This is a genomic window from Streptomyces sp. NPDC025721, from assembly GCF_055558595.1.
Genome location: NZ_JBVHMF010000006.1, coordinates 247,385 through 265,563, shown reverse-complemented (window position 1 = coordinate 265,563; position 18,179 = coordinate 247,385). Strand labels below are relative to the sequence as shown.

Genomic DNA, 18,179 nt, shown 5'->3' with positions numbered 1-18,179 from the left:
GTCCTGCCGTGGCGGCTGTCAGTGCACCGGTCGGCGGACGTTGTCCGCCCGCGACGGGCCGGGCTCGGCCTCCGCGATCCACGGGCCCTCGCGGCTGGCGTCGACGATTCCGGCTTCCAGCCAGGTGAGGTCGCCGTTGAGCACGGAGCGGGTGAGGCGGCGGTCGGTGCTGTCGGTGTTGGTCCACAGCCGGGCGAACAGCTCCTCGGTGCGGATGCGCGACTGGTGGCAGAAGGCGTCGGCCAGACGGCGGGCCTCCCGGCCGTGGTCGCCGGTCGCGGCCAGGTGCTGGGCGCGGACGCAGGCGGCGCTCATCGCGAAGAGTTCCGCGCCGATGTCGACGATCCGGGCGAGGAAGTTCTGCTTGGTCTCCATCCGGCCCTGCCAGCGCGACATCGCGTAGAAGGTGCAGCGGGCCAGCTTGCGCGCGCTGCGTTCCACGTACCGCAGGTGTCCGGCGAGCGGCCCGAATTCGGCGTACGCGTGCGGGAGCTGGCCCGGGCCCGCGACGAGTTTGGGCAGCCAGCGGGCGTAGAAGCCGCCTGCCTTGGCGCCCGCCTTGGCCTTGTCGCCCAGGGTGGTGTCGGGGTCGATGAGGTCGCCCGCCACGGACAGGTGGGCGTCGACGGCCTCGCGGGCGATCAGCAGGTGCATGATCTCGGTGGAGCCCTCGAAGATCCGGTTGATCCGCAGGTCCCGGAGCATCTGCTCGGCCGGGACGGCGCGCTCGCCGCGGGCGGCCAGCGAGTCGGCGGTCTCGAAGCCGCGCCCGCCGCGGATCTGCACCAGTTCGTCGGCCATCAGCCAGGCGGCCTCAGAGCCGAAGAGCTTGGCCAGCGCGGCCTCGATCCGGATGTCGTTGCGGTCCTCATCCGCCATCTGGGACGACAGGTCCAGTACGGCTTCGAGCGCGAACGTGGTGGCGGCGATGTACGCGATCTTCGCGCCGACGGCCTCGTGCTCGGCGATCGGCTTGCCCCACTGCTCACGGGCGGCCGACCACTCGCGGGCGATCTTCAGGCACCACTTGCCCGCGCCCGCGCACATGGCGGGCAGTGACAGGCGGCCGGTGTTCAGGGTGGTCAGCGCGATCTTCAGGCCCGCGCCCTCGGCGCCGATCCGGTTCGCTGCCGGGACCCGGACCTGGTGGAAGCGGGTGACGCCGTTCTCCAGACCGCGCAGGCCCATGAAGGCGTTGCGGTTCTCCACGGTGATGCCCGGGGAGTCGGCCTCCACGACGAAGGCGGTGATGCCGCCCCTGTGGTCCTCGTAGGTGTCCGCGCCGCCGTCCGGCTTCGGCACCCGGGCCATGACGACGAGCAGGTCGGCGATGACGCCGTTGGTGGTCCACAGCTTCACGCCGTCGAGTACGTAGTCGTCGCCGTCGCGGACCGCGCTGGTGGCCAGCCGCGCCGGGTCGGAGCCGACGTCGGGCTCGGTGAGCAGGAAGGCGCTGATGTCGGTACGGGCGCAGCGCGGCAGGAACTTCTCCTTCTGCTCCCGCGTGCCGAACATCTTCAGCGGCTGCGGTACGCCGATCGACTGATGGGCCGACAGCAGCGCGCCGATCGCGGGGCTCGCGGAACCGGCGAGGGCCAGCGCCTTGTTGTAGTACACCTGGGTGAGGCCGAGGCCGCCGTACGCGGTGTCGATCTTCATCCCGAAGGCGCCGATTTCCTTCAGGCCCGCGATCGTCTCGTCGGGAATCCGCGCCTCGCGCTCGATCCTGGCGCCGTCGACCTTCGTCTCGCAGAAACCCTTGAGCAGGTCGAGGAACGCCTCGCCCTTCTCCACCGCCTCGGCCGCGGGCAGCGGGTGGGGGTGGATCAGGTCGAGGCGGAAGCGGCCGAGGAACAGTTCCTTGGCGAAGCTGGGCTTGCGCCAGTCCTGTTCTCTGGCGGCCTCCGCCACCTGACGTGCTTCGCGCTCCGAGACCTTGCGTGCGGTGGGTGCGGACACGGTTGCGTCACCTCCGGGTAGCCGGTTACCAACCGGTGCTACTTGTCCGTACTACCCGAATCCGGCCGACCCGACCATCCGCGGCGCGAGGTCGGCCGAATCCCTCGGGGCTCGGAGGCCGGTGCCTGGAGGTCCCGTGTCTGGAGGTCCCGCGCCTGGAGGTTCCGTGTCTGGAGGTTCCGTGTCTGGAGGTCCTGTGTTTAAAGGTCCAGGCCGGTGAGGACCAGCACGCGCTCGTACGTGTAGTCGTCCATCGCGTACTTGACGCCTTCGCGCCCGGTGCCGGAGTCCTTCACACCGCCGTACGGCATCTGGTCGGCGCGGTAGGAGGGCGCGTCGCCGATGATGACGCCGCCGACCTCCAGTTCGCGGTGGGCGCGGAAGGCGGCCTGGAGGTCGTGGGTGAACACGCCGCTCTGGAGGCCGAAGCGGGAGTCGTTGACGGCGGCGAAAGCCTCGTCGGTGCCGTTCACCCGGTGCAGCGACAGGACGGGGCCGAATGCCTCGGCCGAGGCGAGGACGGCGTCGGCGGGCAGGTCGGCCAGGACGGTCGGGGCGTAGCTCGCGCCGTCCCGCACCCCGCCGGTCAGCAGCTTGGCGCCCTTGCCGACGGCGTCGTCGACCCAGGAGGCGACGCGCTCGGCGGCGGCCTCGCTGACCAGCGGACCGACGTCGGTCGCGTCGTCGGCGGGGTCGCCGACCGCCTGCGCGCGCACCTTGGCGACGATCTTCTCGGCGAGCGCGTCGTAGACGGCGGTGTCGGCGATGACGCGCTGCACCGAGATGCAGGACTGGCCCGCCTGGTAGTTGGCGAAGGTGGCGATCCGGCTCGCCGCCCAGTCCAGGTCGGCCTCGGACGACCAGTCGGCGAGGACGACGGCGGCGGCGTTGCCGCCGAGTTCGAGGGTGACGTGCTTGCGCGGCACGGAGTCCATGATCTGGTAGCCGACGGTGTCGGAGCCGGTGAAGGAGATCACCGGCAGCCGCGGGTCCTGGACCAGCGAGGACATCCGGTCGTTCGCCACCGGCAGCACGCTCCAGGCGCCCTCGGGCAGGCCGGTGGTCTCGGCGAGGAGTTCGCCGAGCAGCAGCGCGGACAGCGGGGTCGCGGGGGCGGGCTTGAGGATGATCGGCGTGCCGACCGCGATGGCCGGGGCGATCTTGTGGGCCACCAGGTTGAGCGGGAAGTTGAACGGCGCGATGCCCAGCACCGGGCCGCGGCTGAAGCGGCGGGTCAGCGCGAGCCGCCCGACGCCGCCGGCGTCGGTGTCCAGCCGCTGCGCCTCGCCGCTGTTGAAGCGGCGGGCCTCCTCCGCGGCCCAGCGGAAGACGGACACGGCGCGGCCGACCTCGCCGCGCGACCATTTCATCGGCTTGCCGTTCTCCGCCGTGATCAGCCGGGCGACCTCCTCCGACCGCTCCGCGAGCCGCTTCGACACGTGGTCGAGCGCCGCCGCGCGCACATGGGCGGGCGTCGCCGAGAACGCGTCCTGCGCCGCCGCTGCCGCCGCCACCGCCTCCTCGACCTGCGCGTCCGTCGGCACGCTCACCCGGCCGACCGCCGCGCCGTCCCACGGGCTGGTCACATCGAAGGTGTCCGTACCGGTGGCCTCACGGCCCGCCAGCCAGAACGCGTACGCGGCTGCGCCTGTCGTTGTCACGGTGGGTCCCGCCCTTCAGAAGTTCGATTGTGCTGCCGTCCCGTCTCTCACGGTAGGCGCGCCCGCGGACACCGCACGTTGTCCACGACGTAGTACGTGCCCACTGACGCGCGCCGTAATGGCCGGAATGGCCCGGCGCTGCGAGGGGGCCCTTCTTCCGGGGGACCGCCGGGGCCCCGGCGGCGGCCGGTCGGGGCGTACCGGACGGGGTGTACCGGACGGCGTCCGGTGGGGCGTCGGTGCCGGGGGAAGGCGGGGCCGGGCTTACGTGGACCGCCAGGGGCCCGGCGGCGGCCGGTGGACCGCCGGTGCCTGGGACGGCAGGGGCCGGGCTTATGGGGACCACCAGGGGCCCGGCGGCGGCCGGTGGACCGCCGGGGCCGGGGACGGCAGGGGCCGGGCTTATGGGGACCGGCCGCGTTCGGCAGTGGCCCGGCGGGGTGACCGGAAGCCTTCCGACGGCGGCTGGTGAGGCTCCGGCCGGGGGCCGCGCGGGCGGACGGCGTCGGGTACGGCCCCAAGAGGGCCGGGGCACGGCCGGGGTACGGCCGGTCGGCGGCAGCGGCTTCGGCCGGGGGGGCAGGTGGGGAAAGCCGCACGGCGTGCCCTCGGGCGCCTCTATCCTGCTGGCGGGACGGGGAGGGAACGCCATGACGGAGACCGTGACGATCGACCTGGGCGACGGCTCGACGGTGGAGGCCGAGGTCATCGGCGACCTCACCTTCCGGCAGCCCGGTGAGGCCGCCTCCGGCGCGGGCGGCGCCGACGCGTACGGCGACGTCGGTGTCGACGTCGGCCGCCGCGCCGCCGCGCTGGGCTCGGCCGTCGCCCTGAGCCTCGGCCAGGTGCGCGACACCGTCCGCAGTGTCGGCCGCTGGGCGGCCGAAACGGTGACGGAGGGCGGCGCCGCCGGTTCCCCCGACGCCTTCGAGGTCGAATTCGGCCTCAATCTGGCCGTGAAGTCCGGCCAGCTCTTCGGGATCATCGCGGAGGCGGGCAGCGAGGCCAGCCTGACCGTACGGCTCTCCTGGGACCTGGCGGCGCGCAGAGCCCGCGCGGAAGCGGCCGAGGCGGCTGAGGCTGCTGAGGCGGCCGTCACGGCGGTGGTCGGAGCCGCCGCGGACGGGGACACGGGCTCCGGGTCCGGCGGACAGCCGTGAGCGCTGGGGCCGTCGCCTGGTGGGGCGCCGGGCCGCTGGGCGGCGAGGCGCACTTTCGCGCGGTGTGGCTGGAGATCGGCGGGACCTTCCGGGGCAGCGGCTTCCTCGTACGGGACGGGCTCGTCGTCACCGCCGCGCACGTGGTGGCCGGAGCGGCCGGAATCGTCGTACGTCACCCGTCCGGCGGTGGTCCCGTGGCGGCGGACGGCGTACGGGCGGTGCCTCCGCACAGCGACGGCGGGCGCTTCCACCCGTATCCGGACTTGGCGCTGCTGACCGTGGCCGGGTGGTCCGGGCACCCCGTCGCGTCGCTCGCGGCCAGCGACCCCGAGCCGGGCACCGAGGTGACGGCGCTCGGCTACTCGGAGTTCACCCCCTCCCCCGGCGTCCAGCCGGACTCGCTCGCGCTGCGCACAGGAGCCAGGTCAGGCGACTTCTTCCGGGTGCTGGGCGACGGCGTCCGCGAGGGCTTCAGCGGCAGCATGCTGCTCGACCGGGCCGGTCTCGTGGTCGGTGTGGTGAAGGGCAGCCGCTCGTACCGGGACGACCGGGGCGGCTGGTGCACCCCGGTCTCGGCCCTGCGCGGCCTCCTCGGTATCGCCGACGCCCCGGCCGGCTCCGCCCCGACGGCCGCCGCGCCCGGCCCGCCGCCCACCGACATGGAACTGGTCGACGCCCTGCTGGCGTTCCCCTCTCTGGGACGCGCGGACAACCGCTACGACCTGCTCGACCGGATGGGCGACCACCTCGGCCTGCCGTACTCCTTCGAGGTGGAGGAGCGGCCGGGCCGCCGGGACCACCTCTTCCGGCTGGTGCTGAGCTGCCGCCGGTTCCGGGACGAGGGGGCCGCGTGGCGCGCCCTGTTCACGGCGATGGAGGAGATCGTGCCGGACGACCGGGCCCTGGAGCGGCTGCGCGACCTGGTCGGGCGGGCGATCGGCGGCTGGGGGGACGCGTAGCGCGATGGGTTCCGTGGAGGGGAAGTGGACGGCGAAGCGCCTGCTGGCCAAGGTCGGCAGGGCCGGGGACGGTCCCGGTCCGGCGGCCGACGGGGGTCCGTGGCCGGTCGGCGCGGCCGAGCTGCTGGGTGAACTGCTGGAGGACTTCCCGCAGTTGTCCCGGCACGGCGACCGGCTCGACCTGCTCCAGCGGATGGACGAGGCGGCGGAGCGCCACGAGCCGCGGCCGTACGGTCCGGGCGGCGTGCGGGGCGCGCGCCGGGCCCGCTTCCGGCTCGACGTCCGCGAGGAGTTCGTCGCCCGCGCCCACCTGCGCAATCTCGTCGGCGCGATCGAGACCCGCCCCGACCCCGACGCGGCACTGGACGCGCTGCGGGCGGCGCTGCGCGGTCAGGCGCCGTACGACAAGGCCCTGCCGTGGCTGGAGTTGGCCGTCCTGGGCCTGACCGGCGCGGCGCCCCTGCCGCCCGACGCCTCGCTCACCGTCCTCACCGCGCTGCGCGCGGACCTCCCGCATCTCCCCTCCCCCGCCCAGCTCGCGCGCCATGTCCCGCACGGCGCGCCCGGCACCGCGCTGCTCACCGGCCGCGAGACCCTGCCGGAGATCCTGGTGCGCCTGTCCGATCTGCGGGGCGGCGGCCCCGGCGGCGACGCGGGCCGGGCGGTACCGCTGCTGCGCTTCCTCGGCTCCGTCACGGCCGACACCGACCTTGCCGCGTACGCCCGTTGGGCGGCGCTGCGCGACCTGCTCGGCGCGCTGGGCGGCGGCCGGGCCGGGGACACCGGGACGGCCGGCGGCGGAGCGCAGAGCCCGGAGGCCGCCGACCGGCTGATCGTGCAGATCCGCGTCGAGGCCGCGGGCCCCGAGCATGTCGAGGACGGCAGCTACGAACTGCGCGGCGCCTACTACCGGCAGGCCGTGCACGGCGGCCCGCTGCGCCGGGTGGCGGCGCTGCCGCCCAGCGAGCCCTTCCGCCGCAGCGAGCTGACCGGCGCGGGCAGCGCGCGGATGTCGGCGTGGACGGAGCTGGCCCGCGAGGTGCGCGGCGCGGGCGGCGGTGTACGGGTCGAATTCCTGCTGCCCGAGGCCCTGTTGGGGTACAGCGCCGAGCTGTGGTCGGCCGGGCCGACCCGTACCCCGCTCGGCCAGCACCACCCCGTCGTCGTACGGTCCCTGGAGCGGTACACCGACTCCTGGGTCATCGGCGCGTGGCGGCAGCGCTGGCAGCATCTGCGCCGGGACCCGCAGCGAGCGGCGGCGAGCCCGCTCGGCGACGGGAACGGCGACACGGCCGGAACCGGGGCTCGGGAGGCGGACCCGGCGGACGACGCGCTCGGCAGGATCTCCTGGCCCCGGCTGCACGGGCGGTCCGCCGCGACTGAGCTGACCGAATCCCTCGTACGGCAGCCCGAGTTGGCCTGCCTCGGCCTGACCGTGCCGTACGACCGGCTCTCGGCGCACCTGCTCGCGGCCGTGAAGGACGCGCTGTACACCGAGGGCGTGCCCGTCATGCTGTGGCGGCGCGACCCCGGCGACCCGCGCGAGCTGGTGACGGCGCTGCGCGCCCACCCCCCGGCCCGGCTGCTCGACCTGCCGGAGACCGTGCACCGTTGCCGCAAGTACGGCAGGACGGCGGGCGCCGACGACGTGCGGAACAACATCACGCTGCTCTGGGACGACCCGGACAGCGTGGACGCCGACCAGGACACGCCGTACGCGGGGATGGCCTGACATGCGGAGGACGCGCACAGGACGCACAGGACGAAGAGGACAAGGAGCGGTGCGGTGACGGCGAACGGCGACGACTGGTGGGTGTACCGGGGTACCGGCACCCCGCACGACGGCATCAACGGCCTGCCGGAGGCCCCCGCCTGGCGGGCCTTCGGCACCGAGTACGGCGACCCCGGCGAACTGCCCCCGCCGCCCGCCGACGGCACGGGACCGGGCGCGGACGGCGCCACCGCCCGGCGGCTCGGCCGCGACCGCCAGGCCGTCGCCTATCAGGCCGACCGGCGCGAGGTGCAGCTCGTCAACCTGGCCCTGCACCTGCGCCGCCCCCTGCTCATCACGGGCAAGCCGGGAGTCGGCAAGTCGACACTCGCCTACGCGGTCGCCCACGAACTGCGCCTCGGTCCCGTGCTGCGCTGGCCGATCACCAGCCGCGCCACCTTGCGCGACGGTCTGTACGCGTACGACGCGATCGGCCGTCTGCACGACGCGGGCATGGGACGCGGTCCGGCGGGGAGCACGGGCGGCGCGGGGAGGGACGGCACCGGGGGCGGCACCGGCAGGGAGGAGCCGCCGCCCGTCGGCCGCTATCTGCGGCTCGGTCCCCTCGGTACGGCGCTGCTGCCCTGGCGGCACCCGCGGGTGCTGCTCATCGACGAGATCGACAAGAGTGATCTCGATCTGCCCAATGACCTGCTGAACGTCTTCGAGGAAGGCGAATTCGGGATTCCGGAACTCGCCCGGCTGGGGCCGGGTGATCAGGAAGTCATGACCGCGGACGGTGCGCGGACGGCCACCGTCACTGGCGGGACGGTGCGCTGTGCTCAGTTCCCCTTCACCGTCTTGACGAGCAACGCCGAGCGGGAGTTCCCGGCCGCGTTCCTGCGTCGCTGCGTCCGACTGGAGATCCAGCCGCCGGACGCGGACCGGCTCGCCGCGATGGTCACCGCGCACCTGGGACCCGGCGCCCCCGGCGCGGCGGCCGAACGCGCCGCGGTCATCGCGGAGTTCCTGCGCCGCCAGCGCGAGGAGGGCGCGGAGCTTGCCAACGACCAGCTCCTGAACGCCCTGTTGATGGCCGACCGCGGCCTGTGGTCGGGCCGGCAGGACCGCGAGTTCATCGAGAGCGTCCTCCTCCGCCCCCTCAACGAGTCCTGACCCGCGCCCGCCATGCCCCCACCCCCACCCCCACCGCCGCGGCCACCCGAGCACCCCGACGGGCTCAGGGCCGTACTGGCCGGGCTCCTCGGCGGCCACGAGGACGGCCCCACGGCTGTCGAAATGGCCGATGTGGTGTGGCTGGCACGGCTGGCCGGACTGACGGCGGAAGACGGGGCCGACGAGGTGGACGGCGGCGGCCCGGAGGAACCGCCGCGGGCGGTCGCACCGGAACCGGACCCCGTACGGCCGGGCCCCGAACCGGCGGAGCGGGAGCGCGCACCGGACCCCGGACCCGGACCGCGCCGCCCACCGGCCGCGCCCGCCGCCCCCGCCCCGCGCGTCGGCCTGCACTCGCTCACCAAGGCCGCGCCCGCGCCCGGCGGCCCCGCCGCGCATGTCGTGCGGGTCACCCAGCCGCCCGCGCTCAGCGGTTCCCTGGACCTCGCCCGGGCCCTGCGCCCGCTGCGCCAGTCCGTGCCCGCGCCGGGACCCGCGGTCCTCGACGAGGAGGCCACCGCCCAGGCGACCGGCGAGGCGGAGTATCTGCTGCCGGTCTGGCGGCCGGCGAGCGAACGCCGGTTCTCCGTCGACCTGTTGATCGACACCGGCGCCACGATGGCGGTCTGGCACCGCCTGGCCACCGAGCTGTGCACAGTGCTGGAGCGGCACGGCGCCTTCGCCGACGTACGGTGCTGGTCGCTGTCGACCGACGGCCCCGCGCCGCGCCTGTCCCCCTTCCGCCGCCGCAAGTCCGCCCGCCCGGCGGCCCCGGCGGGTCCCGCGGGCCCGCGCTGGAGCCGCGCCCTGGAGGACCCCACCGGCCGGACGCTGCTGCTCGTGCTCACCGACGGCGTCGGCCCCGCCTGGTACGGCGACGAGCTGCCCGAATTTTTGGCCCGCGCGGGCCGGGAACGCCCGGTGGCCGCGCTCCAGGTCCTGCCGCGCAGGCTGTGGCACCGCACCGCGCTGCGTACGGCGCCCGTCGAATTGCGGGTGCCCGACGCGGCGCGGCCGGTCGCCGAGGTACGGACGGCCGCCGCCGTGCCGGGCCTGCCGCGCGGCGCCCGCCCGCACGGCGTGCGCTGGCTGCCGGTGATGGAGGTGGACGGCGCCTGGCTGGCACCCTGGGCCGGTCTGGTCGCGGGCCGCGTGCCCGGCTGGTCCCCGATGCTGGCGGCGCCCGTACACGGCGCGCCCCGGCCCGCGCGCGCCGCCGCCCCCTCGGAGCCGCCGGGCCCCGCGGAGCGCGTCGCCCGCTTCCGTTCCGGCTGCTCCCCCGACGCCTTCCGCCTCGCCTGCCACCTCGCGGCGGCCCCGCTGAGCCTGCCCGTCATGCGGCTCGTCCAGCAGGCCACCGTCCCCGGCTCGGGCCAGACCGACCTCGCCGAACTCTTCCTCTCCGGCCTGATCGAGCGCCGCGGCCCGGCCCCCGATGACGCTGCCGCGCCCGCACCGCCCACCGACCCCGACGAGGTCGTCTACGACTTCGCCCCCGGCGTCCGCGACGCGCTGCTCGCCGAGCTGACCCGTACCGAATCCCTGCACGTCCTGGACGACGTCCTCGCGCGCGTCTCCGGCCGCGTCGCCGCGACCTTCGGCGGCACCCTGGACTTCCGGGCGCTGGCCTCCCTGGCCGTCGACGCCGCCTCGGCCCCGGCGGCGGCCCCCGAGAACGGCGCCTCCGGCCGGCTCCTGCCCGAACGCAGCCTCCCCTTCGCCGAGGTCGCCGCCGCCGTCCTCAGCGGCGCGGGCGGCCAGCACCGGGCGCTGGCACGGCAGTTGACGGCAGCGGCCGAGGGACGCGCCCTGGACGTGCTCGACGCCGGGCCGCACGAGGGGGCGGCAGCGACGCCGCACGCCTCCACCGTCCCGCACCCCGAACACCTCCTCCCCGTCCCGCCGGTCACCACCCCGCCCGATCCCGAGCGGATGATCGGCCGCGCCCCCGAACTGGACACCCTGAAAAGGACGTTGCGACCCTCCCCCGCCGACCGCACGGCGGACCGCGGCTGGAGCATGCCCTCGGTGGCCGTCGTCGTCGGCGCGAACGGGTCGGGCCGCACCCGCCTGGTGCAGGAGTACGTCCGCAAGTACGGGCCCCGGCACAGCTTCGTCCACCGGATCGACGCACGGACCCGGCAGAGCCTGCGCGAAGGGCTGACCGCGCTGGAGTCCGCGCTCACCCCGGACCGGGAGCACCGCTCCGCGCCCCCCACGGACCTGTGGGCACGCCTGGGCGCACACCGCGACTGGCTGCTGATCTTCGACCGGGTCCGGTCCTACGGCGAGGGCCTGCGCGAGGCGCTGGAGGGATGCCTTCCCCCGTACGGCCGGGGCTCCGTGCTGTTCACCGTGGCCTCCCTCGACGGCGTTCGCGACCCGTCGAGCCTGGGCACCGTCGTCACCCTCGGCGAGCTGACCCGCGCCGAGATCATGGACCACCTCACCGCGAACATCGAGCCGGACCTGCTGGCGCTGGACCGCTCCACTCCGAGCAGGCTCTACGAGCTGGCCCAGCGCATGCCGACCAACCCCGGCGCGCTCCAGGCGATCGACGTACGGGCCGAGTTCGGCCGCCTGTTCGGCAGCCCCGACGAACCGGTCCTGCCGCTCTACGAGTGGGCCACAGCCAAGGGCGACCGGGGCCTCGCCGGATACGTCTGGGGCGGCAGCGTGTGGCTGATGGCGGCCGGTTACGGCCAGGGCGCGCACCTGTGGGACGCGGCCGGGAGCGCGGGCCCGGGCGTACCGCTGGAGGGCGGCCCCGACGCCGTGCAGACGCTCACCGTCTTCCCCGACGCGAACGGCCGTCCGCAGGCCGCCGTCGCGGGGATCGGCGGCGCCGTCTCCCTCTGGGACCTCCTTGCGGGCACACGGACGCGCACGCTCGTCGCCGGCCCGTCGTCCGGGGCGCACCTCCTGACGACCTTCACCGACGCGGACGGACGGCTCGTCCTGGTCACGGCGGGCCCTGACGTCGCCCTGCGCTGCTGGGACCCCGGGACCGGCACCGAATTCGGCTCGGCCCTCACCCCCTTGGTGGGCCGCGTCCGCGCCCTCACCTTCTTCACCGGCCCCGGCGTACGGCCGCTCTGCCTCCACGTGACCGGGGACCACCCGCCGGAGAACCGCACCGTCCACGTCAGGGACGCCGCCAGCGGCGAGGAGGTCGACAGCGACCTGCCCGCACGGCTCGGACAGGTGGACGCGCTCACCACCGTCCACGTCCATGGCCGGCCCGACCTGGTCGCGGCGATCGACGCCGAGGGCACGGTCACGCTCTGGGACACCGCGTCCGCTCAGCCGGTCGGCACCGTCGCCACCGGGGACACCAGCCGTGTGGTGGCCGTCGCCGCCTTCAACGGCACGTACGGCAGGCCCCTGTTGGCCACGGCCTCGTCCTTCGGCCGCGCGCGGATCTGGGACGTGGCGTCGGTGACGGCGGGTTTCACGGCGCGGGAGGCGGCCGACGCCGGTCCGTTCTCCCCGGTGCTTCCCCTCAGCCCCGACCTGCTGCTCACTCTGTGGCTGCTGGACTTCCTCGACACCGGCGACGGCGTCACAGGAGCCACGGTGTCCGCGCTGTGGGCGTCGTGGCCGGAGGGACGCGGTCCGTCCTCCGAACTCCCCGTCGACACCGCACGGTTGGTGGAAGGCAATCTGGCCGAGGTCGACGGGACGGCGCTGCGGCTGACCGAGTCGGCCCGTACCGCCGTGCGGGCCCGGGTGACCCGCCAGGACGCCGCGCGCTTCCGGCGCGCGCTGGTCGGGACCCTGTCCCGCTTCTACCCGGAGCCGACCCCCGATCCCGCGACCTGGGCCGCGTATGAAAGTGGGCCGCCGTTCGGCGAGTTGGTCGGGCGGGTCATGGATACCCGCGAGGACCAGGTGCTCCCCACCACCGACCCCATCCTCACGCTGCTCGTGAACTGGAGCCGGTATCAGCTGCTGCACGGCTCCGCGGCGGAGGCCGAACGGCTGGCCCTGATCGCGCTGGGCGACGACAGGCCCCTGTCGAGGTCGCTGTTCATCCCCAACGAGCGCCAGAGTTGGCGGATCATCTCCCTGCGGGCACGGATGGCGCGCGGCCTGGTGCGGCAGGCGCTGGAGCGCTGCACCGAGATCGAGGCGGCTCCCGGCGCCGGGCGCGGTTCGCCTTCCGCGAAGGAGGAGGCCGCGCTGGCCAGAGCCGAACTCGCGCTGTGGTGTGGCTCGTTGGATGCGGCGAAGGAGGAATACCTGAGGCTGGAGCCGACGGTGTCTCAGCGTGGTCGGCGCCTTGTCGGCCAGGGTCTCCTGAGGCACGGGTTCGTGACCGGCGACCTCAGCCGGGCGTCCCGGTCGTACGGCCGGTCGGCGGAGCCGTCGTCCTGGGGAGGTCGCAGGGACGACATGACGGCGGAACTCCTCGACAGCTGCCGGGACTCGTTCCTCGACGCCTCGATCGCGGCCGCCAGGGACGAAGTGTCATCGTCCGCCATCGGTGCCGCTGTGCCGCTGGCCGAGGAGGCACTCCTGCGGTTGCGCCTCGGCGCCGCCGACAGCGGCACCGAGGCCGACCTCGCGTCTCTGGCCACGGCCGCGACACGCGAGCACTTCGATCTGTACCTGGCCCTCACCGAATTGCTCGCGACAAGCCTCGCGCAGTACGCGTCCGGCTCGCAGTGGGCCGAACGGGAACCGTACAGCGACGACCGGTGGTATCGGGCCATCACCCGCGCCCAACGGCACATCGATGCGATGCGGCCCTTCGTGGAGCGCGCGAACGTCGAACGGCCGCATCTCTACGCGCGGTTCAGGACGGCGGAGGGCCATGTGCTGCTGGCGGCCGGGGACGTCCAGGCGGCGGCGGTCCAACTGCTGCGCGCGCGCGACGCCACCGTGGACGTCTACGGCTCCCGGTGCCCGCTGCTGCCGCGCCTGGAACTGCTGCTGGCCCGCGCCCGTGAACTGGCGGGTGACCGGTCGCGGGCCGAGGGGCACCTGTCCGCCGCCGAGTCGCTGCTGGACAGCCTCTTCGCCGACCGCCCGCACCAGGACCGGGTGACCGCGCTGCGGGCCAAGTCCCTGCTGGCGAGGCGGCGTTCGGACGCGCGGGACGCCGAGCGGCAGGCGCAGAGCATGGCCGCGCGGCTGCTGGCCGACAACCGGCAGGGCTGACCGCGGGTCAGCGCCTCACGGCCCGGTCTTCAGCGCCAGCCACAGCTCCATCCGCACGTCCGGGTCGTCCAGCGAGCGGCCCAGGATTTCCTCGACGCGCCGCATGCGGTAGCGGAGCGTGTGGCGGTGGACGCCCAGGTCGGCGGCGGCGGCGTCCCATTGGCCGTGGTGGGAGAGCCAGGCGTGCAGGGAGGCGACGAGGTCGCCGCGGGAGGTGGCGTCGTGGTCGCGCAGTGGCCGCAGCAGACCTTCGGAGAAGGCGCGGACGGCGTCGTCGGCGAGGAGGGGCAGGACGGAGCCCGCGCCGACCTCGCCGTGCTCGACGAGGTTGCGGCCGCGGCGCAGGGCGACGGCGAGGGCGCGTTCGGCCTGGCGGTGGGCCTCGGGGACCTCGGCGGGGAGTACGGGCGCGGACAGTCCCGCGGCCAGCGCGTCCTCGGCCTCGGCGAGGTCGGCGGCGGTGGACAGGGCCATGGACTCCTCGGCGGCCAGCACGATCAGCCGGGGGCCCTCGCGGACCGCGAGGAGTGCGTCGCCGGAGCGGGAGGCGACGGCCTCGGCGCGTTCGCCAAGGAGGGTGACGGCGTCGGCGCCCGCGGTGGCGTGGGCCTCGGCCGGTTCGGCGATGAGCACGCGGACCGGGTGGTCGAGGAGGGTGCCGTAGAGCTTGCCCGCGACGCTGCGGGCGTGGCCGGGCTCCCCGGCGAGCAGCATCCGCAACAGGGCGGCGGCCAGGCGCTGTTCGGCGTCCTGGAGGGTGCGGGACTGTTCGAGGGAGAGGGTGAGCAGGGCGACGGCGGCGTGCACGACGTAGCGCGCGGCGGTGTCGAGGCGTTCCTCGGTGCCGACGGCGAGGAAGCCGCGGGGGCGGCGGCCGGTGCCCAGCGACTGGAGTTCGACGCGGTCCTCGCTGCCCGCGGGTCCCGCGACGGCGGCGCTGGCCGGGGCGGGCGTGTCGCGCAGCCGGTCGATCTCGCCCGCGAGCCGGGCCGCCCTGCGGCCCGCCCAGTCGGGGGCCGCGGCCAGGACGGCGCCTGAAGCGTCGTAGAGCGCGGCCCAGCCGTCGAGGTGCTGGGCGAGGCGGCTCAGGAGCGCGGCGGTGCCGTCGGGGGCGAGGGCGGCGCGGGTCAGTTCGCGCTGGGCCTCGAAGCCCGCCGTGACGGCCTTGTACTGGTCGGCGGCGACGGCCGCGGAGACCGCTTTGCTGATGGCGATGAACGGGGTCTTGCGCGGCACCTCGAACAGCGGCAGCCGGGCGGTCTCCGCCGCGGCCACCAGGGCGGGGGGCACGGCGTCGTGGCCGACCCCGACGCCGAAGCCGAGGCCGACGACTCCGGCCGCCGCCAGCCGCGTCACGTACGCGCGTATGTGCTCCGCGTCGTCCACGGGCAGTTTCAGGCCGGTGGTGAGCAGCAGTTCGCCGCCCTCCAGGTACGGTCCCGGGTCGTCCAGCTCGCTGGTGTGGACCCAGCGCACTTCGGTGTCCCCCAGCCGGTCGCCTCCGGCGAGGACGGTGAGCTTGAGGACCGAGTGGTGGGCGAGGGACGCGAGCGTGAGGGGCATAGGTGCCTGGTACGGGAGAAGGCCGATTTTTGGCCGACCGGGAGCGGTCGCCACCCCCAATTGTGCCGCACCGTCCAGCACTGCCCTGACGCCAGCCGCCAATACCGGACACGCACGCCCCTCCGCCGCCCGACCCGACCGGACACGCACGCCCCGCCGCCGCCCGACCCGACCAGGCCCGCACGCCCTGCCAGCGCCACCGGCGCCCGGCCCGCACGCCCTCGGCGCTACCCCCGCAGGTCCACCAGGACCGGCGGGGCGCTCTCCCCCGCGGTGGTCGTGAGCGAGACGACGGCCTGCCCGGCGGGCACGGTGTGGGCGAGGTCGGAGGCCGACCAGCGTTCGCGCTCGACCTCGCGGACGGTGACGGCGTCGGCGGTGACGACCCGGCCGGTGATCATCCGGCGTGCCACGCGGTTGACGCGCTGCGCCATGCCGCCCGACTGGTCGGCGCGGGTGACCTCGCGGGTCTCCACCCGCGTGGTGCCCCAGGACTCGGCGAAGAACTTGCCGTCCCACGGCGTGACCCCGGCCAGGGACATCCGGCAGCCCGCGGCGGCGACGAGCGGGCCGCGCAGGTGCTCGGGCACGTCGGCCAGGGTGCGCAGGCCGAGGACCATGCCCGCCGTGGTGGACGGCAGGGCCGCCAGCGCGCGGACGGTCTCCGCGGTGACGGCCTGGCCGATGTCGTCGACGATCAGGCAGACGAACCGGGTCCAGGTGCGCTGGGCGCGGACGGCGGCGGTGAACTGGGCGAGCAGCAGCCGGACGAGGATCCGGGAGGCTTCGGCGTGGCCGCGTTCGGGCAGTTCGATCCGCACCCGGATGGGGTGCACGAGCGCTTCCATCGAGAACGGCCGGGCCCGGTCGGGGGCGCCGAAGGACCCGGCGAAGGCGGGCCGGTCGAGCAGCGCGATCCGGTTGGCGAGGTCGCCGCCGATGTCCCCGGTGCGGGCGGACTGCCGCTGCCTGGCGTCGAGTTCGCGCAGCAGCGCGGGCGCGCCCGCCGCGTCCACGGCGCGGCGCAGGTCCTCGTACGCCTCGGGGGCGCCGTCCAGCAGTTCGCGGAGCACCGGCACCGGGGGGAAACGGCCGTGGGCGGCGGCGTAGGGGCCGAGGAGCTGGCCGAGGGCGGCGACGGCGCGGCGCTGTTCGGCCTCGGGGCCGTCGACGAGGGCTTCGGCGAGCAGCCAGGCGGCCATGTCGGGGTCGGTGGTGCCGCCGTACAGGTCGAGGCTGTAGCGGGAGGCCGGGTCGCCGGGCGCGATGACGACGTCGTACGCCTCGTGCGGTCCGAGGTCGGTGTCCGCGCCGGCCACGACGACCACGGCGGCGGTGCCGGTGAGCGCCTGGAGGCAGAGCGACTCGGCCGCCGGGCGCATGACGCGGCGGGTCCTGTCGGCGCCGGGCGGGCCGACGACGAGCAGTCCCGTACCGAGCAGTGCGGGGTCGAGGGCCATGCCGGAGCCGCGGTACTGGAAGCCGTTGCGGTCGTCCTCGACGCCGCGGCCGATCCTGACCTGGCCGCCGAGCAGGTCGTGCGGGGCGGTGCGGGCGGGCAGGTCGCGCTCGCCCGACGGGTGGAGGCAGGCGCCGCCGCCGAGGCGCCGGACCTCGTCGGTGAACGCCAGGACCTCGCGGGGGCGCTGCCGGGTCTCGTCCCACGCGTGCCGGACGCGGACGCAGTCCACGTCGTTCATCCGGCCCAGGCCCACATCCCGCGCCAGCCGGTCGGCCGCGTCGGAGCGCCCGGCCGCGCGCAGTTCCGGCCAGTCCGCGGGGGTCTCCCCGGAGGGGTCGGCGCCGGTGCGGGTGTACGAGGGGGCGGCGGGGCGCGTTCCCGCGGTGTCGTCGGGCTGCCAGCCGGGGATGCCGAACCAGCCGCCGAATGTGGCGCAGGGCCAGGCGATCAGCGCGGCGACGAGGGCGTAGATGGCGTAGGTGACCGCGGCGGCCCGGTTGGGGTTGCCGCCACCGCTTATCCACGAGTACGGGAAGAGGTCGAGCACCGTGTCGAGGAGGGGCACGTAGCCCGTCCAGCTCAGTTGCCACACCAGGGCGCCCGCGGCGAGCGCGAACCAGCCGCGGCGCGCGGGGGTGTTCAGGAAGCGGCGGGCCGCCTCGCCCCAGTTGCCGAGCCTGCCGGTGATCCAGACGATCACGGCGGCCGACAGCACGCTGTAGAGGTTCTGGGTGAAGACCTCGGGGCGGGACTGGTGGCCGCTGAAGGACCAGCTGTGCGGGGTCAGGATCTTGAGCGGGAACTGCCACCAGGGCAGGAAGCCGTTGTTGCGCAGGGACCAGATGAGGATTCCGGCGAGGAGGGCGAGTGCGGCGCGGCCGAGGACGCGGCCGTCGGGGACCCGGTCGGCTTCGTTGGGCACGTGTCCGTAGGCGTACACGCCGGGCGCGTCGGAGATCCGGGGGGTGCGCAGCCAGCGCTCGGTCTCGGACATCGGCGGTGCCTGTTTGGGCACGGGGGGCGCGGCGGCCGGGCGCGCCGGTGTCCCGGCGGGCCGGGGCGGCACCTCGGGCCGGTGGCCGTACCCGTGCGCGCCCTCGTGATCCATGGCATCCATGGTGCGTGCCCCTCGCCCCTCGTCGCCGACGATGCGCTCAATGTAGTCGAGCGGCTACCGCCGTAAAAGGATCTTGCCGGTGGCGGGCGGTGGCACGCCGCGGCGCGCGCACTGGCCGTTACGGCGAATCGTCGGTGGGCAGTGTTACCTATCGGCGTATGCGGGCGGGCCGGGACGCGGCCTAGCCTGCGGGAAGAGCTGAAAAGTCCGAAGAGATCCGAAGAGACACCGCACAGACACCGCCGCCC

9 protein-coding genes are annotated in these 18,179 nt (G+C 75.1%); 5 read left to right on the top strand and 4 right to left on the bottom strand.

All coding sequences use genetic code 11. From position 1 onward, the window contains the following. Positions 1 to 18 precede the first annotated feature (18 nt). Together ACZ4EF_RS12190 and ACZ4EF_RS12185 are read right to left on the bottom strand one after the other, a co-directional pair. A complete protein-coding gene (locus ACZ4EF_RS12190; protein WP_401723043.1) occupies positions 19 to 1,959 on the bottom strand; it encodes an acyl-CoA dehydrogenase family protein in 1,941 nt (646 codons plus the stop codon). A gap of 200 nt (positions 1,960 to 2,159) precedes the next feature. Then, the gene (locus ACZ4EF_RS12185) at positions 2,160 to 3,620 is read right to left on the bottom strand and encodes an aldehyde dehydrogenase family protein (protein ID WP_355346583.1); all 1,461 of its coding nucleotides are present in this window, start codon (positions 3,618 to 3,620) and stop codon (positions 2,160 to 2,162) included. Positions 3,621 to 4,270: 650 nt separating this feature from the next. Between ACZ4EF_RS12185 and ACZ4EF_RS12180 the strand changes: the two genes are divergently transcribed. Genes ACZ4EF_RS12180 through ACZ4EF_RS12160 form a run of 5 tightly spaced genes read left to right on the top strand, consistent with a single transcriptional unit; the run spans position 4,271 to position 13,789 of the window. Next, entirely contained in the window at positions 4,271 to 4,780 is a 510-nt protein-coding gene (locus ACZ4EF_RS12180) for a CU044_2847 family protein (RefSeq protein ID WP_467504136.1), read from the top strand. Next, positions 4,777 to 5,739: a trypsin-like peptidase domain-containing protein gene (locus ACZ4EF_RS12175; RefSeq protein WP_467504134.1), complete on the top strand. Its 963-nt coding sequence runs from the start codon at positions 4,777 to 4,779 to the stop codon at positions 5,737 to 5,739. The genes ACZ4EF_RS12180 and ACZ4EF_RS12175 overlap by 4 nt, the downstream gene beginning before the upstream one ends. A gap of 4 nt (positions 5,740 to 5,743) precedes the next feature. Then, positions 5,744 to 7,471 carry a VMAP-C domain-containing protein gene (locus ACZ4EF_RS12170; protein ID WP_467504133.1) on the top strand — a complete coding sequence of 576 codons (1,728 nt, stop codon included), beginning with the start codon at positions 5,744 to 5,746 and terminating at the stop codon, positions 7,469 to 7,471. Positions 7,472 to 7,525: 54 nt separating this feature from the next. Then, positions 7,526 to 8,626 carry an AAA family ATPase gene (locus ACZ4EF_RS12165; RefSeq protein WP_467504131.1) on the top strand — a complete coding sequence of 367 codons (1,101 nt, stop codon included), beginning with the start codon at positions 7,526 to 7,528 and terminating at the stop codon, positions 8,624 to 8,626. Positions 8,627 to 8,638: 12 nt separating this feature from the next. After that, the gene (locus ACZ4EF_RS12160) at positions 8,639 to 13,789 is read left to right on the top strand and encodes an SAV_2336 N-terminal domain-related protein (RefSeq protein WP_467504129.1); all 5,151 of its coding nucleotides are present in this window, start codon (positions 8,639 to 8,641) and stop codon (positions 13,787 to 13,789) included. A gap of 15 nt (positions 13,790 to 13,804) precedes the next feature. On the opposite strand, the gene ACZ4EF_RS12155 is transcribed toward ACZ4EF_RS12160, so the two are convergent. Both ACZ4EF_RS12155 and ACZ4EF_RS12150 read right to left on the bottom strand, forming a co-directional pair. Then, a complete protein-coding gene (locus ACZ4EF_RS12155; protein ID WP_355346565.1) occupies positions 13,805 to 15,352 on the bottom strand; it encodes a helix-turn-helix domain-containing protein in 1,548 nt (515 codons plus the stop codon). Between the two features lie 227 nt (positions 15,353 to 15,579). Beyond that, on the bottom strand, positions 15,580 to 17,922 hold the full coding sequence (locus ACZ4EF_RS12150; RefSeq protein WP_467504127.1) for a type IV secretory system conjugative DNA transfer family protein: 2,343 nt from the start codon (positions 17,920 to 17,922) through the stop codon (positions 15,580 to 15,582). Positions 17,923 to 18,179: the final 257 nt, after the last annotated feature.